The 18,170-nt window shown below is 74.1% G+C and carries 16 protein-coding genes; 9 read left to right on the top strand and 7 right to left on the bottom strand.

Annotation, left to right across the window (positions count from 1 at the left end):
• Window positions 1-12 precede the first annotated feature (12 nt).
• Genes pdhA through J0910_RS29370 form a run of 3 tightly spaced genes read left to right on the top strand, consistent with a single transcriptional unit; the run spans window position 13 to window position 3,511 of the window.
• Window positions 13-1,128 carry a pyruvate dehydrogenase (acetyl-transferring) E1 component subunit alpha gene (pdhA, locus tag J0910_RS29380; RefSeq protein ID WP_420161758.1) on the top strand — a complete coding sequence of 372 codons (1,116 nt, stop codon included), beginning with the start codon at window positions 13-15 and terminating at the stop codon, window positions 1,126-1,128.
• A gap of 3 nt (window positions 1,129-1,131) precedes the next feature.
• Complete coding sequence (locus tag J0910_RS29375; protein ID WP_420161757.1) at window positions 1,132-2,109, top strand: alpha-ketoacid dehydrogenase subunit beta; 978 nt, start codon at window positions 1,132-1,134, stop codon at window positions 2,107-2,109.
• A 19-nt stretch (window positions 2,110-2,128) separates the two neighbouring features.
• Window positions 2,129-3,511 (top strand): dihydrolipoamide acetyltransferase family protein, encoded by a 1,383-nt coding sequence (locus J0910_RS29370; protein ID WP_420161756.1) that lies wholly within the window; start codon window positions 2,129-2,131, stop codon window positions 3,509-3,511.
• 212 nt (window positions 3,512-3,723) lie between these two features.
• Here the strand turns inward: J0910_RS29370 and J0910_RS29365 are convergent, their stop codons facing one another.
• Window positions 3,724-5,169 carry a peptide deformylase gene (locus J0910_RS29365; RefSeq protein ID WP_420161755.1) on the bottom strand — a complete coding sequence of 482 codons (1,446 nt, stop codon included), beginning with the start codon at window positions 5,167-5,169 and terminating at the stop codon, window positions 3,724-3,726.
• A 126-nt stretch (window positions 5,170-5,295) separates the two neighbouring features.
• Here J0910_RS29365 and J0910_RS29360 point away from each other — a divergent pair, with 126 nt between their 5' ends.
• The 3 genes from J0910_RS29360 to J0910_RS29350 are packed head-to-tail and all read left to right on the top strand — an operon-like array spanning window position 5,296 to window position 7,955.
• The gene (locus J0910_RS29360; protein ID WP_420161754.1) at window positions 5,296-6,294 is read left to right on the top strand and encodes a Gfo/Idh/MocA family protein; all 999 of its coding nucleotides are present in this window, start codon (window positions 5,296-5,298) and stop codon (window positions 6,292-6,294) included.
• On the top strand, window positions 6,294-7,484 hold the full coding sequence (locus tag J0910_RS29355) for a DegT/DnrJ/EryC1/StrS family aminotransferase (protein WP_420161753.1): 1,191 nt from the start codon (window positions 6,294-6,296) through the stop codon (window positions 7,482-7,484). The genes J0910_RS29360 and J0910_RS29355 overlap by 1 nt, the downstream gene beginning before the upstream one ends.
• 9 nt (window positions 7,485-7,493) lie before the next feature.
• The gene (locus J0910_RS29350) at window positions 7,494-7,955 is read left to right on the top strand and encodes an NUDIX domain-containing protein (RefSeq protein ID WP_420161752.1); all 462 of its coding nucleotides are present in this window, start codon (window positions 7,494-7,496) and stop codon (window positions 7,953-7,955) included.
• Window positions 7,956-8,126: 171 nt separating this feature from the next.
• Here the strand turns inward: J0910_RS29350 and J0910_RS29345 are convergent, their stop codons facing one another.
• Genes J0910_RS29345 through J0910_RS29335 form a run of 3 tightly spaced genes read right to left on the bottom strand, consistent with a single transcriptional unit; the run spans window position 8,127 to window position 9,596 of the window.
• A complete protein-coding gene (locus tag J0910_RS29345) occupies window positions 8,127-8,540 on the bottom strand; it encodes an NUDIX hydrolase (protein ID WP_420161751.1) in 414 nt (137 codons plus the stop codon).
• Between the two features lie 5 nt (window positions 8,541-8,545).
• On the bottom strand, window positions 8,546-8,737 hold the full coding sequence (locus J0910_RS29340; protein ID WP_420161750.1) for a DUF397 domain-containing protein: 192 nt from the start codon (window positions 8,735-8,737) through the stop codon (window positions 8,546-8,548).
• 25 nt (window positions 8,738-8,762) lie between these two features.
• Entirely contained in the window at window positions 8,763-9,596 is an 834-nt protein-coding gene (locus J0910_RS29335; protein WP_420161749.1) for a helix-turn-helix domain-containing protein, read from the bottom strand.
• A 191-nt stretch (window positions 9,597-9,787) separates the two neighbouring features.
• On the opposite strand from J0910_RS29335, the gene J0910_RS29330 reads away from it, so the two are divergent.
• A complete protein-coding gene (locus J0910_RS29330) occupies window positions 9,788-10,297 on the top strand; it encodes an ATP-binding protein (RefSeq protein ID WP_420161748.1) in 510 nt (169 codons plus the stop codon).
• Between the two features lie 216 nt (window positions 10,298-10,513).
• Here the strand turns inward: J0910_RS29330 and J0910_RS29325 are convergent, their stop codons facing one another.
• Entirely contained in the window at window positions 10,514-11,230 is a 717-nt protein-coding gene (locus J0910_RS29325; protein ID WP_420161747.1) for a PhzF family phenazine biosynthesis protein, read from the bottom strand.
• Between the two features lie 133 nt (window positions 11,231-11,363).
• Here J0910_RS29325 and J0910_RS29320 point away from each other — a divergent pair, with 133 nt between their 5' ends.
• Complete coding sequence (locus tag J0910_RS29320; RefSeq protein ID WP_420161746.1) at window positions 11,364-11,672, top strand: DUF6221 family protein; 309 nt, start codon at window positions 11,364-11,366, stop codon at window positions 11,670-11,672.
• Between the two features lie 156 nt (window positions 11,673-11,828).
• Window positions 11,829-13,202, top strand: coding sequence for a glutamate decarboxylase (gad, locus tag J0910_RS29315; RefSeq protein WP_420161745.1), 1,374 nt, complete (start codon window positions 11,829-11,831; stop codon window positions 13,200-13,202).
• 1,355 nt (window positions 13,203-14,557) lie between these two features.
• Here the strand turns inward: gad and J0910_RS29310 are convergent.
• Window positions 14,558-15,913: a dihydrolipoyl dehydrogenase family protein gene (locus J0910_RS29310; RefSeq protein WP_420161744.1), complete on the bottom strand. Its 1,356-nt coding sequence runs from the start codon at window positions 15,911-15,913 to the stop codon at window positions 14,558-14,560.
• Window positions 15,914-16,685: 772 nt separating this feature from the next.
• Window positions 16,686-17,942: a 4-hydroxy-3-methylbut-2-enyl diphosphate reductase gene (locus J0910_RS29305; protein WP_420161743.1), complete on the bottom strand. Its 1,257-nt coding sequence runs from the start codon at window positions 17,940-17,942 to the stop codon at window positions 16,686-16,688.
• Window positions 17,943-18,170: the final 228 nt, after the last annotated feature.

The raw sequence follows: 18,170 nt of genomic DNA, 5'->3' as shown, positions 1-18,170 counted from the left end.
GAGGAGCGACAGGTGTCGGACAACACCGCGCATGAGGAACCGGAGCTCGTCCAGCTCCTGACCCCGGAAGGGGAGCTGCGGACGCACCCCGACTACCCCTTCGAGATCAGCGGCGAGGAGGCGCGCGGACTCTACCGGGACATGGTCCTGGTCCGGCGCTTCGACACCGAGGCGGTGGCGCTGCAGCGCCAGGGCGAACTCGGGCTGTGGGCCTCGCTGCTCGGCCAGGAGGCGGCCCAGATCGGGTCGGGCCGGGCGCTGCGCGACGGCGACATGGCCTTCCCCTCCTACCGCGAGCACGGCGTCGCCTGGTGCCGCGAGGTCCAGCCCCGCGAGCTGCTGGGCATGTTCCGCGGCGTCACCAACGGCGGCTGGGACCCCGATGAGCACCGGCTGCACCTGTACACGATCGTCATCGGCAGCCAGGCGCTGCACGCCACCGGCTACGCCATGGGCGTCCAGCGCGACGGCGCGGTCGGCGAGGACGGCGAGGCGGTGATCTCCTACTTCGGCGACGGCGCCACCAGCCAGGGCGACACCAACGAGGCCTTCAACTACGCCGCGGTCAACAACGCGCCGGTCGTGTTCTTCTGCCAGAACAACCAGTGGGCCATCTCCGAGCCGCTGGAGCGCCAGTCCCGGGTGCCGATCTACCGGCGCGCCGCCGGCTTCGGCTTCCCCGGCATCCGCATCGACGGCAACGACGTCTTCGCCTCGCTGGCGGTGACCCGCGCCGCGCTGGACGGCGCCCGCGAGGGCCAGGGGCCGACGCTGATCGAGGCGTTCACCTACCGGATGGGCGCGCACACCACCAACGACGACCCGAGCCGCTACCGGGCCTCCGCCGAGCTGGAGGAGTGGAAGCGCAAGGACCCGATCTCCCGGCTCCACGCCTACCTGGAGAAGCAGGGCCTGGCCGACGAGGAGTTCTTCGCCGGCGTCGAGGCCGAGGCCGACGCGCTCGGCGAGCGGGTCCGCCGCGAATGCCGCGAGCTGCCCGACCCCGCCCCGCTGGAGATCTTCGACGAGGTCTACGCGGAGCCGCACACCGAGCTGGACCGCCAGCGGGCGGAGTTCGCCGACTACCTCGCGTCCTTCGAGGGCGCCGGTGCCGAAGGGGGCCGCTGAGCGATGACCGACCTCACCATTGGCAAGGCCATCAACGCGGGCCTGCGCCGCGCGATGGAGAACGACCCCAAGGTCCTGGTCATGGGGGAGGACGTGGGCCGGCTCGGCGGCGTCTTCCGCGTCACCGACCAGCTGCACAAGGACTTCGGCGCGGAGCGGGTCATCGACACCCCGCTGGCCGAGTCCGGCATCGTCGGCACCGCCATCGGCCTGGCGCTCCGCGGCTACCGGCCGGTCTGCGAGATCCAGTTCGACGGCTTCTTCTTCCCGGCCGCCAACCAGACCTTCACCCAGCTGGCGAAGATGCGCCGCCGCTCGGCGGGCACCCTGAGCATGCCGGTCGTGCTGCGCATCCCCTACGGCGGCGGCATCGGCGCGGTCGAGCACCACAGCGAGTCGCCGGAGGCCTACTTCGCGCACACCGCCGGCCTGCGGGTGGTCACCGTCGCCAACGCGGTGGACGCCTACTGGATGATCCAGCAGGCCATCACCAGCGACGACCCGGTGGTCTTCCTGGAGCCCAAGCGGCGCTACTACGAGAAGGCGGCGGTGGACACCTCGGCCGCCCTGGAGTCCGCCGAGCCGATGGGCGCGGCCCGCGTCGCCCGCCCCGGCACCGACGCGACCCTGATCGCCTACGGCCCGATGGTCAAGACCGCCCTGCAGGCGGCCGAGGCCGACGAGGACCACTCCATCGAGGTGATCGACCTGCGGTCGATCTCCCCGGTCGACTACGACACCGTCACCGCCTCGGTGCGCCGCACCGGGCGGGTGGTCATCACGCACGAGGCGCCGGTGGGCAACGGCGTCGGCGCGGAGATCGCCGCGCGGATCACCGAGGACTGCTTCTACCACCTGGAGGCCCCGGTGATCCGGGTCGGCGCGTTCGACACGCCCTACCCGCAGTCCAGGCTGGAGGAGCACTACCTGCCCGACCTGGACCGGGTTCTGGACGGCGTCGACCGAGCGTTCGCGTACTGATCAGGGAGTCGGAGAAGACATGGCCAACAGTGGAGTCCAGCGTTTCCGGCTGCCCGACGTCGGTGAGGGGCTGGTCGACGCCGAGATCCTCCAGTGGTACGTCAAGCCGGGCGACCGGGTCGAGGTCAACCAGATGATCTGCGAGATCGAGACCGCCAAGGCCGCCGTGGAGCTGCCCAGCCCGTTCGCGGGCACCGTCACCGAGCTGCTGGTGGAGGAGGGGGCCACGGTCGACGTGGGCACCCCGATCATCGCGGTGGACGACGGCACCGGCGGCGACGGCCCCGGGGACGGGGCCGCCGAGGAGACCGAGGAGCGGGAGAAGCCGCTGGTCGGATACGGCGAGAAGGCGGCGTCCACCAAGCGCCGCCCGCGCCGCCGCCCGGCCCCGGCCGAGGCGGCCGCCAACGGCGGCACCGCCGCGCCGCCCGCCGAGCCCGCCCCCGCGCCCGAGCCCGCTCCCGCGGTGCCGGAGCAGGCGGCCCCGGCCGGCCCGGTGCTCACCAAGCCGCCGGTGCGCAAGCTCGCCAAGGACCTCGGCGTCGACCTGCGCTCGGTCACCCCCACCGGGGAGGGCGGCCTGGTCACCCGGGAGGACGTGCGCCGCACCGCCGAGGGCGAGCCGGCTGCGGCCCCCGTCGCCGCCGAGGCCGAGGTCCCGACCCCGGTCGCGCCGGCCCCGGCCGCCGACCGGTCGGCGCTGGAGGAGCGCATCCCGGTCAAGGGGGTGCGCAAGCGCACCGCGGCGGCCATGGTGTCCAGCGCCTTCACCGCCCCGCACGTCACCGAGTTCCTGCAGGTGGACGTCACCAAGACGATGAAGGCGGTGCGCCGGCTGCGCGAGCGGCCGGAGTTCGCCGGGGTCAAGGTGTCCCCGCTGCTGCTGGTGGCGCGGGCGCTGCTCACCGCGGTGCGCCGGCACCCGGAGGTCAACGCGGCCTGGGACGAGCAGGCGCAGGAGATCGTGGTCAAGCACTACGTGAACCTGGGCATCGCCGCGGCCACCGACCTCGGCCTGGTCGTCCCGAACGTCAAGGACGCGCACGCCAAGCCGCTGCCGGAGCTGGCGCAGAGCCTGCAGGAGCTGACCGAGACGGCGCGGGCGGGCAAGACCTCCCCGGCCGACATGACCGGCGGCACCATCACCATCACCAACGTCGGCGTGTTCGGCGTGGACGCGGGCACCCCCATCCTCAACCCGGGCGAGGCGGCCATCCTGGCCTTCGGCCAGATCCGCGACATGCCCTGGGCGCACAAGGGGGAGCTCAAGCTGCGCAAGGTGACCACCCTGTCGCTCTCCTTCGACCACCGGCTGGTCGACGGCGAGCTCGGCTCCAAGGTCCTCCGCGACATCGGAGCCTTCCTGGAGGACCCGGAGGGGACCGCCCTCAGCTGGGGCTGACCCGCTGAACGAGGAGAACGCGGCCGCCGGACCCGGCGGCCGCGTTCATGCCGACGGAAAGCACGCCGCTTCCGAAACGGAGGGCCCACCGGAAGCAGGGGTGTTACAAGGCCGCTTCCGGGCGGCTGTCCCGCCTTCTCGAGGCGGCGCCGGCCCCCGTTTCTGCGCGGCGGAGAGTGCGGGAGCCATGTACGGGCTCGCTCCAGGCGTGCTCACGTTCGTCGGTACCGCCAGGGCCGGCCGGTGCCCCGGTACTCCTCGACCGGGATGGGCGACAGCCCGGGGCGCATGTGGCGGGTGTAGACGATGCCGTGGAGGTGGTCGACCTCGTGGGCAACCAGCCGGGCCAGGGCGTCGGTGAACACCGTGATAACGGTCGCGCCCTCTGGAGCGGTGTGCTCGACCTCGATGCGGCGCGGGCGCGGGACGAGGCCGCGGACGTCGAAGAAGCTCAGACAGCCCTCGTAGTGTTCATCGGTCTCGGCGGAGGAGCCGATGATGCGGGGGTTGAGCAGGACCAGCGGCGACGCGTCGGGGTCGGGCGGGAGGACGACCGCGGCCGCGCGGTCGATGCCGATCTGGGGCGCGGCCAGCCCCATGCCCTTGCCGAACTCGTGGTGCTCGCGCACCCTGCCGATGGCCCGGTGGAGGTGGTCGACGGTCTCCTGCGCGGCGGCGGCCTCCTCGGGCAGCCGGAACCGGCGGGCGCTGCGGGCCAGAGCGGGGTCGCCGTCCTGAACGATGCCGGCGGCGGCCATGCGGTCGCTGGAGGTGCGCAGCAGGGGGCGGGGCTCGCCCCCGGGCCGGGCGCGCCAGCGCCATTCGAGCCGGTAGCGGGCACCGATCGGCGGGTCCTGGGCGGACCAGGAGAAGACCACGTCATCGCCCTGGCAGGTGCGCTTGATCGGGTGGCGCAGCGGCACGGCTTCGGCGGTGGTGGAGGTTTCGGTGCCCCAGGCGTCGGGGTCGAGGCCGGCGGGGAAGACCAGGTCGACGCCGATGCGGTTGGTGGGCAGGCGGACGGCGCGCTGGAACCACTGGCCCCATTGGTCCTCGCCGACGGTGTAGGCGTACTCCAGGGTGGCGGCCTGCCCGGGGTAGAGGGGGAACCTGGATTCCTCGTTGTCGAAGCACAGCCACACCTCTTTGAAGCTGTCCTTGTCGTGTTTGACCGTCCAGCGCATCGGTTCGTTGTTGCACGCGGCCTTCAGGTTCAGCGCCTCCCAGGCGAGGGGGTGGCGGCGGTAGAGCTCGTTGGAGTGCTCAGGCCGGCCGGGGTAGCGGTCGACGCTGATGCGCACCAGATAGCGGCTGACCGGTTCGGTGCCGCCGTTGACGACGCGGCGGCGCATCCGCGCGGTGTAGACGCCGTCGTGGTAGCGGAGTTCTGCGTGGTCGGAGTCGACGAACAGCTCGGCCGCGCCCGTGGGGGCCGGTTGCTTCCCGGCGGCGCCCTGCCATGCCTTCCACAGCTCGCCGCCGGCATCCAGGTGCTGCTCGGCACGCCGGGCGAAGTCTCCGGAGGCCGGGTGGCGGCCGGCCTCGATGTGGCTGACGTAGGAGGGGTCGAAGCCGATGGCGTGGGCCAGGGCCTTCTTCGTCAATCCGCGGCGGGTGTGCCAGGCCGTCAGGGCCGGGGCGAAGTCGCTGGGGGTCATGAGCCGATTCTCGCGCACCGGGTGTGAGCGGGTGAGTGAACCGTGAATGAGCCCTGTTCAGCCTGTCCTCACACGGTTCACCGGCGCTCTCCTGGAGGCGGCACACTTCCGCCTTCTGGAGGACTGATGGAGACCACCGACCGGTTGCTGCTGGTGGGGGCGGGCGCGCGGGTGCGCGAGGTCCTGCTGCCCGCCCTGGACAAGGCGGGACTGCCGCTGCGGATCACCGGGGTCGCCGACCCTGACCCCGGGGCGGCCGGGCGCCTCCGGCGCGGCGCCCTCACCGCCTACCCGTCCCTGGAGAAGGCGCTGGCCGCAGACGCCTTCGACATCGCGATCCTGGCCTGCCCCCACCACCTGCACTACGAGGCGGCGCAGCGGCTCCGCGCCGCCGGCCTGACCGTGTGGAAGGAGAAGCCCCTCGCACTCACCTTGACCGAGGCCGAGCGGCTGGCGGCGCGCGGGCGCGTCCGCGTCCTGGCCCACCGCCCGCACGGCCAGCTGTACGCGATCGCCCGCCGGCTGCTGGCCGGATGGGGGCGGCTGCTGTCCTACCGCATCCGCATCACCCGCCCCACCGGCGACTACTCCGCGACCTGGCGCGCCTCACACGAGCACGCGGGCGGCGGCGCACTGCTGGACCTGGGCTACCACGCCTTCGACCTCATCGCCCGCTTCACCGAGGCCGAGGCCACCGGCGTCTACGCCCTCACCGGCGCCTCACCGGCATGGCGCGCACCCGTGGAAGTGGAGGAGACCGCGCACGTGCTGCTGACTCACCGCGGCTCCACGACGGGATCGGTGTACGTCTCGCGGTGCGACGAGCGCGCCGACGTCCTCGACCTGGTGGCCGAGGGCGGGCGCATCACCATCATCGGAGACCGGGCCCGCGTCTGCGTCGGCGACCGCGGCGGCCCCCTCCACGTCGTGGCGCTGGAAGCGACAGAGGACCCGTGGGCGCGGATGCTCGCCCACCACTTCGCCACCCGGCACGAGGCGGCGGTGGACACCGGCGAGGCCCGCGTCGGGATCGCCGCCACCGCGCTGATGGAGGCCGCCTACGCCTCCCTGGCCTCGGGCCGCCCCGAACCCCTGCCGAACGCCCCCCTGAAAAGGAGCGCCTGATGAGCCTGGACTGGCCTCCCATCGACGCCGAGGTGCGCGCCGCCGTGGACCGCCAACTCGGCACCGCCGTGTCCATCTACGACCGCTCCGGCATCATCGCCCGGTTCGAAGACGCTTTCGCGGCCCGCCACGATGCCGCCTTCGCCCTGCTCACCAGCTCCGGCACCGCCGCCCTGCACTCGGCCTACTACGCGCTGGGAATCGGCCCCGGCGACGAGGTCCTGGTACAGGACTACACCTTCTTCGCCACCGCCACCCCGCTGCTTCAGCTCGGCGCGACCCCGGTGCTGGTCGACGTCGATACCGAAGGCGCCGTCGACCTGGACCTGGCGGCCGCACTCCTCACCCCCGCCACCCGGGCGCTGGTGGCCACCCACATGTGGGGCCACCCCCAGCGGGTGCGGCGGCTGCGCGCCTTCTGCGACCGCCACGCCATCGCCCTCGTCGAAGACTGCTCCCACGCCCACGGAGCCGCCCGGGAGGGCCTCAGCGTCGGTCGGCTCGCCGACGCCGCGTGCTGGAGCCTGCAAGGCCGCAAGACCATCACCGCAGGGGAGGGCGGCATCCTCACCACCCCCCACCGCGGCCTCTACGAGAAAGCGATGCTGCTCGGCCACTTCAACAAGCGCGCCTTGGCCGAGATCCGCCCTGATGCCCCGCTGTACGCCTACGCCGAGACGGGACTGGGGCTGAAGTACCGAGCGCACCCGCTCGGACTGGCGATGGCCGAGGTCTACCTGTCCCGGCTCGATGCCTGGCTGAGCCACCGCCGCCGCCATGCCGCGGCGTTCGAAAGCGCGCTGGACGGCCGGCCCGGGATCGCCGTCCTGACCCCCGGCGGCCCCCACACCTCCACGCTGTACGCGTTCGTCTTCACCGTCGACCCCGACCAGGCCGGATTCACCCGCGAGGACCTCCTCGCCCGACTGCGCGGCGCCGACTGCGCCGAGGTGACCGACTGCGACTCGATGCGGCCCCTGCACACCTACCCCGCCTTCACCGCGCCCCGCTCCCCCCTCACCTCCTATCGGCACCCGCCGCCGCGCACGCCGACGGCCACCGCGGACCGGCTCGCAGCGCACTCCCTGCGCATCGGCGTACCGGCCGAGGACACCGCCGCCGCCGACCGCTACACCCGAAAAGTGGCCGAGGCTCTCGAAACCGCTCTGGCCGAGCTCGGTGGGCGGTAGCGTCGCCACATGGATCTCCAGAGCCTCGTCGACGACGCCGAGCGCGACCGGATCGCCAAGCTCGTGGTCGGCGCCGTCGTCCACGACCGCGGCCGCGTCCTCATCCTGCGCCGCTCCCTCAGCGACGACTTCCTGCCCGGCATCGAGGAGCTGCCCTCCGGCGGCGTCGAGGCCGGTGAGTCCCTTATGGAGGCGCTGGCCCGCGAACTCGCCGAAGAGGTCGGGTGGTCGGGGCCGGTCGAGCCCGACGCGGGCTTCACCGCCTCCTTCGACTACGTCTCCGGTAGCGGCCGCCCGGCCCGCCAGTACACCTTCGGCCTGGCCTGGAACGGCTCGCCGGTCGTCCTGTCCGGCGAGCACACCGGCCACCGCTGGATCGCCCCCGGCGAACTCGGCGCCACCGACCTCAGCCCCGAGTCCCGGCAGACGATCCGGGAGTGGGCCGCGCACACGGCGGCGTCGGGCGTGTAGCGGCACGAGGGCACCGTGCTGGATCCGGGCGCGCCCCGAGGCCCGCGTGCCTCTGACCGCCGGTGAGGCGGGGATGCCGGCCCGCTTCCGGCCTGAACGACCGCGATCCCCGGCCCGCCGGCCTTACCGGCGGTCCGGGGACCGTCTGCTGCAGAGCACGAATGCGAGGGGTCAGTCCAGCAGGTCGCGGCCGTCGTGCGCGCGCACGACGGGCGGCCCGGGGGAGAGGGCGTCGAGCAGCCGGCAGGCGTAGGCCGGCGCCATCCGCTCCCGGACCTGCTCAGGGGTGAGCCACCGGACGCCGGTGCTCTCCTCGGACGTCCGGGGCGTGCCGGAGACGGCGGAACAGCGGAAGACCAGCGCGACGACGCCGCGCTTCATGTTCTTGTAGACACCGGTCAGCGGGCCGACCCGGACGTGCAGGCCGGTCTCCTCCAGGACCTCCCGGCGGACTCCGGCCTCGATGTCCTCCCCGAGATCGAGGACCCCGCCCGGCGGCTCCCAGCGCCCGTTGTCGGCCCGCCGGATGGCCAGGACACGGCCGTCCGAACGGACGACCGCGCCGGCGACGGAGACCGAGTGCATGGGGGTCAGAAGGTGTCGTGTTTGGCTGCGTCCAGGAACGCCTGCCACTCGGGGGATGAGAAGAGCAGTGCCCCGAGGTCGCGATTCTTGGTGTCGCGTACGGCGCTCATGCGGGGGGCGTCGGCGACCTCCACGCAGTTGTTGCTGTTGGCGTTGGTGTAGCTGGACGTACGCCACACAGCGGTGGTCAGGTCCATGGGGTCCTCGTTTCAGTGGCTCCACTCAGACCAAGGCGGCGAGGAAGTCGGCGGAGTCCTCAACCGACATGGCAGTGGCTTGGACGCGATCGAACACCAGCCTATGCCTGGCGATCTCCTCTTCTGCCTCCAGGTAGAAGCCGTCTCCCGGTGACTCGATGTACACGACCGAGTCGGTTCCGCCCTCGAAGCCGAGGATGAGGAACGGGACGGTTCCGCCTGCGTGGGCGCCTGCCTCGAAGGGCAGGACCTGGATATTGATGTTGCGTCGTTTCCCCAGTTCGCAGAGGTGAGCGATCTGCTCTTTCATCACCTTGGCTCCCCCGACCTTCCTCCGGAGGGCAGCCTCGTCGATGATGCTCCAGATAGCGGGTGGGGAGTCGCGTTCGAGTACGGAGGCTTGGCGTTCCATCCGGAAGTCGATGCGCTGAACGGCCTCGTCTTCTGCGATATCCGCAGAGCGAGCGATAAGGGCGGATATGTAGGCGCGAGTCTGGAATAGACCGGGAACAAGCCCGATGGTGAAGTCCTGGATCTGCGTCGCCTCCGCTTCAAGGCTGACGAACGGTCCAGGGAAGACTTCCTTGTACCGGAACCACCAGGGCTTGTGCTTCCGGGCTTGAAGTGCGATCTCGACCAGCTCGCGTGACTCTTCCTCGCTCGCTCCGTACAGCTTGCACAAGGCCACCACGTCGGCCGAGTTGATCCGCTGGAAGCGTCCGGCTTCGATACGCAGGATCTTCTGCCTGTCCCACCCCATCTCGCGCGAGACGGCCTCCTGGGACAGACCGGCTCCAGAGCGGAGCTTCTTGAGCTGGATGATCAGGTGGCGGCGCCTCACGGGAATCGAATTCGACATCGCGTCTCTCCGAGCTGGCCTTCCAGGTGTCGCGATCATAGCGGCCTTCCCCTAAGCAAAACTTCTCATCCAGGGATATTCCAACTGAGTTTAAATCAGGCTGTTGTATTTTCCGGCTAGCCTCGGCATGCTATCGCTCACTGGTCGTACCGGCGCCGCCACCGACCGCGCACGAACCTCCTGGGGGCACCATGTCCGCTACACCCGAGACCTCCCGCCCGTTCCGCTCCACCCGCTGGGAGCCGCGGATCTATCCCGGCTCGCTCTCCCAAGCCTCCCGCCTGCGCCGCGACATCCAACGCGACCTCGCCGGCTTCCCCGACGACACCATCGACACCCTCCGGCTCTGCTGCTCCGAACTCTTCGCCAACGCCGTCAACTACACCGCCTCCGGCGAACCCGGCGGCGAAGTCGTCCGCAGCCTCAACCTGCTCCGCCCCGACCTCCTCCGGCTGGAGATCACCGACGGCGGATGGACCCACACCCGCCCCGCCGTCCCCGACCACCGCACCGCCGAGGACTGGGCGCAAGCCGAAAGCCAGCGCGGCCTCCTCCTGCTCACCGCCTGCGCCACCGCCTGGGGCTACCTCCAGGTGCTCCCGCATCCCAGGCTCAACCTCGGCCTGCGCGTCTGGGCAGACTTCACCCTCGACCCCGACCGCGTGCCCGCCGGCCTCGACTCCTACGTCTTCACCTCCTGACCGCCACCCCTATGCCGCCCCCTCCCGGGGCAGCGGGAAGCAGAACCCAGTGCGATGAACACTCGACCGCCGGCCCGGGCCGGCACCGCCGCAAGGCGCCGCTCCGCCCGTCCGCGCCGCTACGTCCGGCTCCGCCCGGCCACCGCGCCGAACCGCCCGGCTCTCCTCCGCGCCCCGGTGCGGTACCCCCGCCCCGGACCCCCGCTCAGAGGCGGATCAGGCCTCGACGGTGCGGGTCTCCACCGGGACGACCCGGCCGCCGACCTCCACCGTCCCGTCCGGTCCCGGCCGGGTGCGGATCAGTGAGGCGCGGCCCTGGTGGATGTCGAGCGGCCGGCCCAGCTCCGCGGTGAGCACGATCGCCGCCGCCCCGGTCGCCTCGTCCTCGGGGACGCCGCCGGGGCGGCGCGGGAAGCCGCGGGTGCGGACCCGGCCGGCGGCCTCGTCCAGCCACGCCCACGCGTACAGCCACCCCTCGCCCTCCGGCGGGCCGTCCAGGGCCTCCAGCTCGGCGGCCGAACCGAACCGCTCGGTGCGCCGCCCCGCCGCCCACTCCGGGCGGGCGCGGATCCAGCCGGTGCCCTCCGCGCCGCCGTCCTCCCAGGCGGGCACCGGTCCGGCCTCGGTGACCAGGCCCTCCGCCGGGAAGCCGGTGCGGCGCAGCAGCCAGGCGACCCCGAGCAGGGGGTGCCCGGCGAACGGCAGCCGGGCGCCGGGGGCGTAGATGTCCACCGCACCCGTTCCCGGGTCGTCGATGAAGACGGTCTCGCTGAAGCCGAGTCGGTCGGCCAGGGCCTGGCGGCGCGCCCGGTCGGGCACGGCCGGGCCGTCCGGGACGATCCCCAGCGGGTTGCCGCCGGTCCCGCCATCGCCGCAGAAGACACGCACGACGTGCAGCTCAATGGCGGTTTCGGAGATGCTCTTCGGAATCACGGGTAGATTCAACCAGCTTCCTCCGGCCCGGTTGAAATGTCCGTCTCTGGCCGCGTCGGAGAGGTGCCCCCGGCCGCGCGGGGTGGTATACGACGCGGTAAGGCCACCGAACCCGCGAAGGGAGCACCCCCGGGTGACCATCGTCGACTTTCTCAGCACGCGCCTGGACGAGGACGAGCGGGCCGCGCACGCAGCCTCGCCCGGAACAGGCGGGCCCGGGCGGGCCCGCGCCGACGTCGCGGCCAAGAGGCGGATCGTCAACGAGTACGTCCGGGCCCACCGCGAGCAGATGGGCGCGGTCGCCCGCGCGAGCGGCAGCCGGGGCGGCACCCCCGGCACCCCCGAGGCCTGGGGTGCGCTGCACGCGTGGCGCAAGGCGGTCGAGCACCTCGCCGCGGCCTACGCCGGCCACCCGGACTACGACCGCTCCTGGGCCGTGTGACGCCCGGGGCGGGTAACCGTCCGGTGCGGAGTCGGTCAAAGGGCACGGCGGGAGCCGCCGGGGGAGGGGGCCGCGCATAGCGTGCGCAGAGGGCGGACCGCCGCTCCGGAACGGTGACGGCCCGGGGCGCCCGGCGCCCGGGCGGGAGGAGGACCCATGGCCCCGCACGAAGCCGGCCGCGCCGAGGGGCGCCCGGACGACGTCTACGCCGCGCCGCTGAGCGGCAGGCCGCTGCCCCGGTACCGGATGCCCGACCGGGAGGCGGACCCCCGGGTCGCCTACGCGCTGGTGCGCGACGAGCTCTCGCTGGACGGCGACTCCTCGCAGAACCTCGCCACCTTCTGCACCACCTGGGCCGACGAGGAGGCCCGGCGGCTGATGGCGGAGAACCTCGATAAGAACATGATCGACAAGGACGAGTACCCGCAGACCGCGGAGATCGAGTCGCGCTGCGTGCGCATCCTCGCCGACCTCTGGAACTCCCCCGACCCCCGGAACACCGTCGGCTGCTCCACCACCGGCTCCAGCGAGGCGGCCATGCTCGCCGGGCTCGCGCTGAAGTGGCGGTGGCGGGAGCGCTGCCGGGCCGCCGGCGCCGACGCCTCCCGGCCCAACCTGGTGTGCGGGCCGGTCCAGATCTGCTGGGAGAAGTTCGCCCGCTACTTCGACGTGGAGCTGCGCCGGGTGCCCCTGGAGCAGGGCGAGACCGGGCTGCGCCCGCACCGGCTCCGGGCGCACGTCGACGAGAACACCATCGGCGTGGTCGGCATCCTGGGCGTCACCTACACCTGCGACTACGAGCCCATCGCCGGTCTGGCCGCGGAGCTGGACGCGATCCAGCGGGACACCGGCGTCGACGTCCCGCTGCACGTGGACGCCGCCAGCGGGGGCTTCGTCGCCCCGTTCTGCCAGACCGGGCTGGAGTGGGACTTCCGCCTGGAGCGGGTCGCCTCGATCAACGCCTCCGGGCACAAGTACGGGCTGGCGCCGCTGGGCGTCGGCTGGGCGGTGTGGCGCACCGCCGACCTGCTCCCCGAGGACCTGGTGTTCCGGGTGGACTACCTCGGCGGCGACATGCCGACGTTCGCGCTCAACTTCAGCCGCCCCGGCGGCGAGGTCATCACCCAGTACTACGACTTCGTGCGGCTGGGCCGGGAGGGCTACCGGAAGATCCAGCAGCGCTGCCTGGACACCGCCGCGGCGCTGGCGGAGGAGATCTCCGGCATGGGCCCGTTCACCCTGCTCTACCCGGGAAGCGGCGCGCTGCCCGCGGTCAGCTACACGCTCGCCGACCCGGAGGCCGGGTTCACCCTGTACGACCTGAGCGACCGGCTGCGCACCCGCGGCTGGCAGGTGCCCGCCTACCCGCTCCCGCCCGACCGGGACCGCACCGTCGTCCAGCGGGTGCTGATCCGGCACGGCATCAGCGCCGACAAGGCGGCCCTGCTGGCCGAGGACATGCGGCGATCGCTGCAGGAGCTCTCCTCCGGCGCGCGCGGCGGCGGCGATCGGATCGGCTTCCACCACTGAAGGACGCGCAGAGGCCGCACCGGACCGGGGTCAGCCGGGCGGCGACGGCGGGAGGGGGACCGGCCAGTCGGTCGGGCGCGGCGCCCCACGGAGCGAAGGTCCAAGCAGGCGGCGACGGCGAAGGAAGGGACGCGGTCGGACGCCCCAGCCGAGCGCGGCGCCCCGCGGGGCCGGGGCTCAAGCGGGCAGCGGCGGCAGCGGTGGGCACCGGCCGGTCGGTCCGGCGCGGCACCTCACGGGGTGGGGTTCAGACCAGCGGCGACGGCAGAGGTGGGGGCGGGGTGCAGGCGGTCACCCGAGCGCGGTGCCCCACGGGGCGAGGCTTCAAGCAGGCAGCGAAGGCGGCGGTGGGAACCGGCCGGTCGGTCCTGCGCGGCAGGGCAGGTGGGCGCGGCCGGGGCGGGCAGAGCGGGCAGGATCGCCGTTCCCGCGTCGCCCGGGCGCCGGGGCCGACCGCCCTTGAAACCGCTGCCCCTCTCCGACCTGGGCGAATACGCAGGGTGATGGTGGGGCAGAGCGCCCTGCGCACCGCGAGAGCACCCCGGTGATTCCTGGGCGCGCATCCCGGGCCGGATCGGCCCCCGAGAGGCCTGAATCGCCCTGATCGGACCGGTGTTCGGGGGTTCGAGCCGCCCGGAAGGCCGCAAAGCAGGGGCCGGAACCTGGGAAGGGGCGGCGCGGGAGTGAGATGTCGCATTCGCACCCCACAAGGCCCCACTTTGGCCACTCTGGGTAATCGACGAGGAGGTGGCGGGGGCTTCGGGGCTTACTACTCGCTGGTAGATGTAATCGGGGTGCTGCGGAGGTGCACAGGGCGCCCCCGCCCCCGCCCGTTCCCTGCCGCAAACCCGGCATAGGGGATATGGCCACCCTTGGCGGCGCGGCCGGGCGGCCCGCCTCCTCCACCGGGGCGCCGCCTCCTCCCGCCGGGAGGCTCGACCGGGCCGGTGAACGCGGCGCCCACCCACTCCCGCCTTCGCTGCCCGCTTGAGCCCTCGCCCCGTGAGGCGCCGCACTCGACCGACCGGCCGGTCCCCATCGCCGCCTTCGCTGCCCGCTTGAACTTGCACTTCGCGGGGCGCCGCACCCGGGCGACACCCGAACCCCGCCTCCACCGGCGCCGTCACCGCCCGTCTTGACCTTCGCTCCGCGAGGCGCCGCGCCCGACCGACTGGCTGGCACGCCCCCTCCCGCCGTCGCCGCCTGCTTGAGGGCCGCCCCCGTGAGGCGCCGCGCCCGACCGGCCGGCCGGTGCCCCCTCCCGCCGTCGCCGCCCGCTTGAACCTTCGCTCCGTGGGGCGCCGCGCTCGGCCGGAGGGCTCGTCCCACTCCTACCTGTTTCGCGTCGTTGCAGGTCAGGGCTCCAGTCGCTCCAGGGCGATGAGGTAGCCCTCGCTGTAGGTGGGGAACTGGGCGATGCCGTCGGTGAGCCGGTCGACCGGGATCCGCTCGCGGATCGCCAGGGCGGCGAAGTGGATCCACTCGCCCGCCATCGGGGCGAGGGCCCATGCGCCGAGGAGCACCCCGTGCCGGTGGTCGGCCAGCACCGCCAGCCGGCCGGTGGGGGAGGTCGAGTAGGTCCACGGCCGGGCCAGCTCGGCGGTCAGGTCGATCTCGGCGTAGGAGGTCTCCAGCCCCATCTCCCGGGCCTGGGCCGGGGTGAGGCCGACCGCGGCCGCCTCGGGATCGGTGAACAGCACCCGCGGCACCCCGGTGTAGTCGGTGCGCCGCTCGCGGCCGAGCAGGTTGTCGGCGACCACCCGGCCCTGGTACTTCGCGACGTGGGTGAGGAGCGCGGTGCCGGTGGCGTCGCCGACCGCCCACAGCCCCTCCGCGGCGCGGCACCGGTCGTCCACCTCCACCCCGCGCCGACCCACCGGCACGCCCAGCTCCTCCAGGCCCAGGCCGGAAGTGTTCGGCACCCGGCCGGTGGCGGCCAGCACCACCTCCGCGGAGACCTCGCCGCCCCCGTCGAGCTCCAGCACCGCCGACCCGTCGGGGGCGCGGCGGGCCCGCTGCACCGCGGTGCCGGTGCGCACGTCCGCCCCATCGGCGCGGAGCGCTTCGGCCACCGCTGCGCCGAGCCGCGGGTCTTCCCGGCCGAGCAGGTGGCCGCCGCGCTCCAGCAGCGTCACCCGGGCGCCCATCCGGACGAGGAACTGGCCCATCTCCACCGCGACCGCGCCGCCGCCGATCACCGCGACCGAGGACGGGATCCGGTCCAGCGCGGTCGCCTCCCGGTTGGTCCACACCTCGACCGAGTCCAGCCCCTCCACCGGCGGGACCAGCGGCGACGACCCGGTGGCCAGCACCACCTCCGGCGCGGTCAGCTCCCGCCCCGCGGCCGCCACCCGCCACGGGTCGCGGCCGGTCAGCCGGGCCTCGCCCTTGACGACCTCGACGCCCTGCTCCTCGTACCCCGCGACCTGCCGGGAGTCGTCGCGGTGGCGCACCATGGAGTCCCGGTAGGCGCGGATCCCCTCCCAGTCCAGTGCGGGTTCCGCGGTCCCCGCGGCGCCCCGCGCCTCGGCCCGCACCTCGGGCGGGCGCAGCAGCGCCTTGGACGGGATGCACGCGTAGTAGCCGCACTCCCCGCCGATCAGCTCCCTCTCCACCACGGCCACCCGCCGCCCGGCGGCGGCCAGCCGTGAGGCGACCGTCTCCCCGCCCGGCCCCATTCCGATGACGATCGCGTCGAACCGCTCCACCATGCCGTCTCCTCGTCCGGTGCCGTACGCCTTCAGGGTCCTGGCTACCCCGCCCCGGGCCGGTGCACCGCGAGACGCGCCGCACGGCCGGGCCTCGCTCCGGCGGCGGCCGCGGCGGGTGTGCGCACCGGCCGGGAGGGCCGCCTTTCCCCACCCGGGGGAAGCGGACCCGGGGCGGGCCCGAAGCCGTCTGCGGAGGACCGTACCGGGCCCGTCGCCGGGAGAACAGGGGCGGCGGCACCGGCGGTCCGGACGGGCGCCGCGCCGCCGGACGGGCGGCCGGAGGGATCGCGGGGCGCGGCCGGGAAAGGGCTCCTCCCGCAGCCCGCCCGGACCCGGGACAGGGCCCGCGGGCCTTCCGCGCCGCGCCGCGCCCGGCTCGGACCGGCTCCGGTCCCTCTCGGCCCGGGGCGCGGGTCGGCCGGTGAGCCCGCCCGGGTGCCGATGCCGCCGCGGAGGCGCCGGGGCCGAGACCGTCGATGGGGTGAAGGGGCGCGGGGAACGCCTCTCCTCCCCATTCCGCCGAGACCAACGCGGCGGAAGGCCGCTCCCCGGCGCGCGGCCGCGCCGGCCTGCGGCCGCCGACCGGGGCGCGCGTTTCCCATCGGCGGTGCGAGGGCGGGGCGGGGGCGCCGGCGGCTTCGGTGCGCGGGCAGGGCGGCCTCCCGGCCGGGGCGGCCCTGCGCGGAAGTGCTCTTCCGCTGCCGGCCGGAGCGGGTGCGGGACCCCGCCCCCCTCGGTCGGTGCCGCACGGGCCAAAGCGGCCGTACGGCGGTCAGCCGCGGCGGACCGGGGACGGCAGGGAGAAGCGGACCGTCTCGCGGGTGGTCTCGTGCTCGGTCACCGAGAGCGGGCCCAGGCCGCGCAGCGCCGCGATGACCTCCTCCACCAGCACCGGCGGCGCCGAAGCGCCGGCGGTGAGCCCGATCGCGGACACCCCCTCCAGCCAGCCGGGGCGGATGTCGGCGGGGCCGTCGATCAGGTGGGCCGGGATCCCGTGCCGCTCGGCCAGCTCCACCAGCCGCACCGAGTTGGAGGAGTTGTCCGACCCGACCACCAGCACCAGGTCGGTCTCGGCGGCGATCGCGGACAGCGCCTCCTGGCGGTTGGTCGTGGCGTAGCAGATGTCGGCGGAGTCGGGGCCGCGCAGCTCGGGGAAGCGGCCGCGCAGCGCGTCCACCACGCCGGCCGTCTCGTCCACCGCCAGCGTGGTCTGGGTCAGGTAGGAGACCCGGCCGGGGTCGTCCACCTCCAGGGCCGCGGCCTGCTCGGCGTTCTCCACCAGCACCGTCCGCTCCGGCGCCTCGCCCAGTGTGCCCTCCACCTCCTCGTGCCCGGCGTGCCCGATGAGCACGACGGTGTCCCCCCGCCCGGCGAACCGCCGGGCCTCGGCGTGCACCTTGGAGACCAGCGGGCAGGTCGCGTCGATCACCCCGAGCCGGCGGCGCTCGGCCTCGGCGTGCACCGCGGGGGAGACGCCGTGCGCGGAGAAGACCGTCACCGCGCCCTCCGGGACGGCGTCCAGCTCGTCCACGAAGACCGCGCCGCGCTCCTCCAGCTCGGCGACGACCCGGGTGTTGTGCACGATCTGCTTGCGCACGTACACCGGCGGACCGTGCCGCTCCAGGGCGCGCTCGACCGCCTCCACGGCCCGCTCCACCCCGGCGCAGAACGAGCGCGGCGCGGCGAGCAGCACCCGGCGCGGCACGCCGGCCACCGCCCGCCAGGCGCCGAACGCCGCGCGGACGGCCTCCCCGGCGGCGGGGTCGTCCGGGGCCGCGGCCGCGCCGAGGCCGACGGCCCCGCCGTCCGGGCCGTCGAACACGGCGGTCATCGCCCCCTCCTCGGCCCCCGGACCGGGCAGCGGGATCGGTCCGCTCCGGTGCGCGGCGCCGGCCCGCGCGAGCTCCCCGGCGAGCAGCACGCCCGCCGGGCAGGGCACCGCGGGGCCGTCGGGGGGCAGCAGGGCGTCGGCGACGAGCGCCCGCGGGGGCGTTCCCCCGCCGGCGGCGTCGGAGTCGCTGGTGGGCATGGGAAGGGCCTCCTCAAGGGTCGGTGTGCGGGACTGCGCCGCGGGTCGGTCCTGTGCTGCGGGCCGCTCCGCGGCGGCGGTCAGGGGGACGGCGCCCGCAGCGGCGCTCGTGCCGCCCCGATCGGGACGGACGGCCCGCCGGTTCCGCGGCCCGGGGGCGCCGACCGGGGCGGTCTCCGCCGCTCCCGGCCCGGTGCCGGTTCCGCCGGGCGGTGCGCCCCGGTCCGG

Origin of the sequence: Nocardiopsis oceanisediminis (genome assembly GCF_048595525.1) — a bacterium.
GTDB classification, from domain to species: Bacteria; Actinomycetota; Actinomycetes; order Streptosporangiales; family Streptosporangiaceae; genus Nocardiopsis_A; species Nocardiopsis_A oceanisediminis.
Note: the sequence above shows the minus strand (reverse complement) of the source record. Positions and strands in the feature narration are given on the sequence as shown.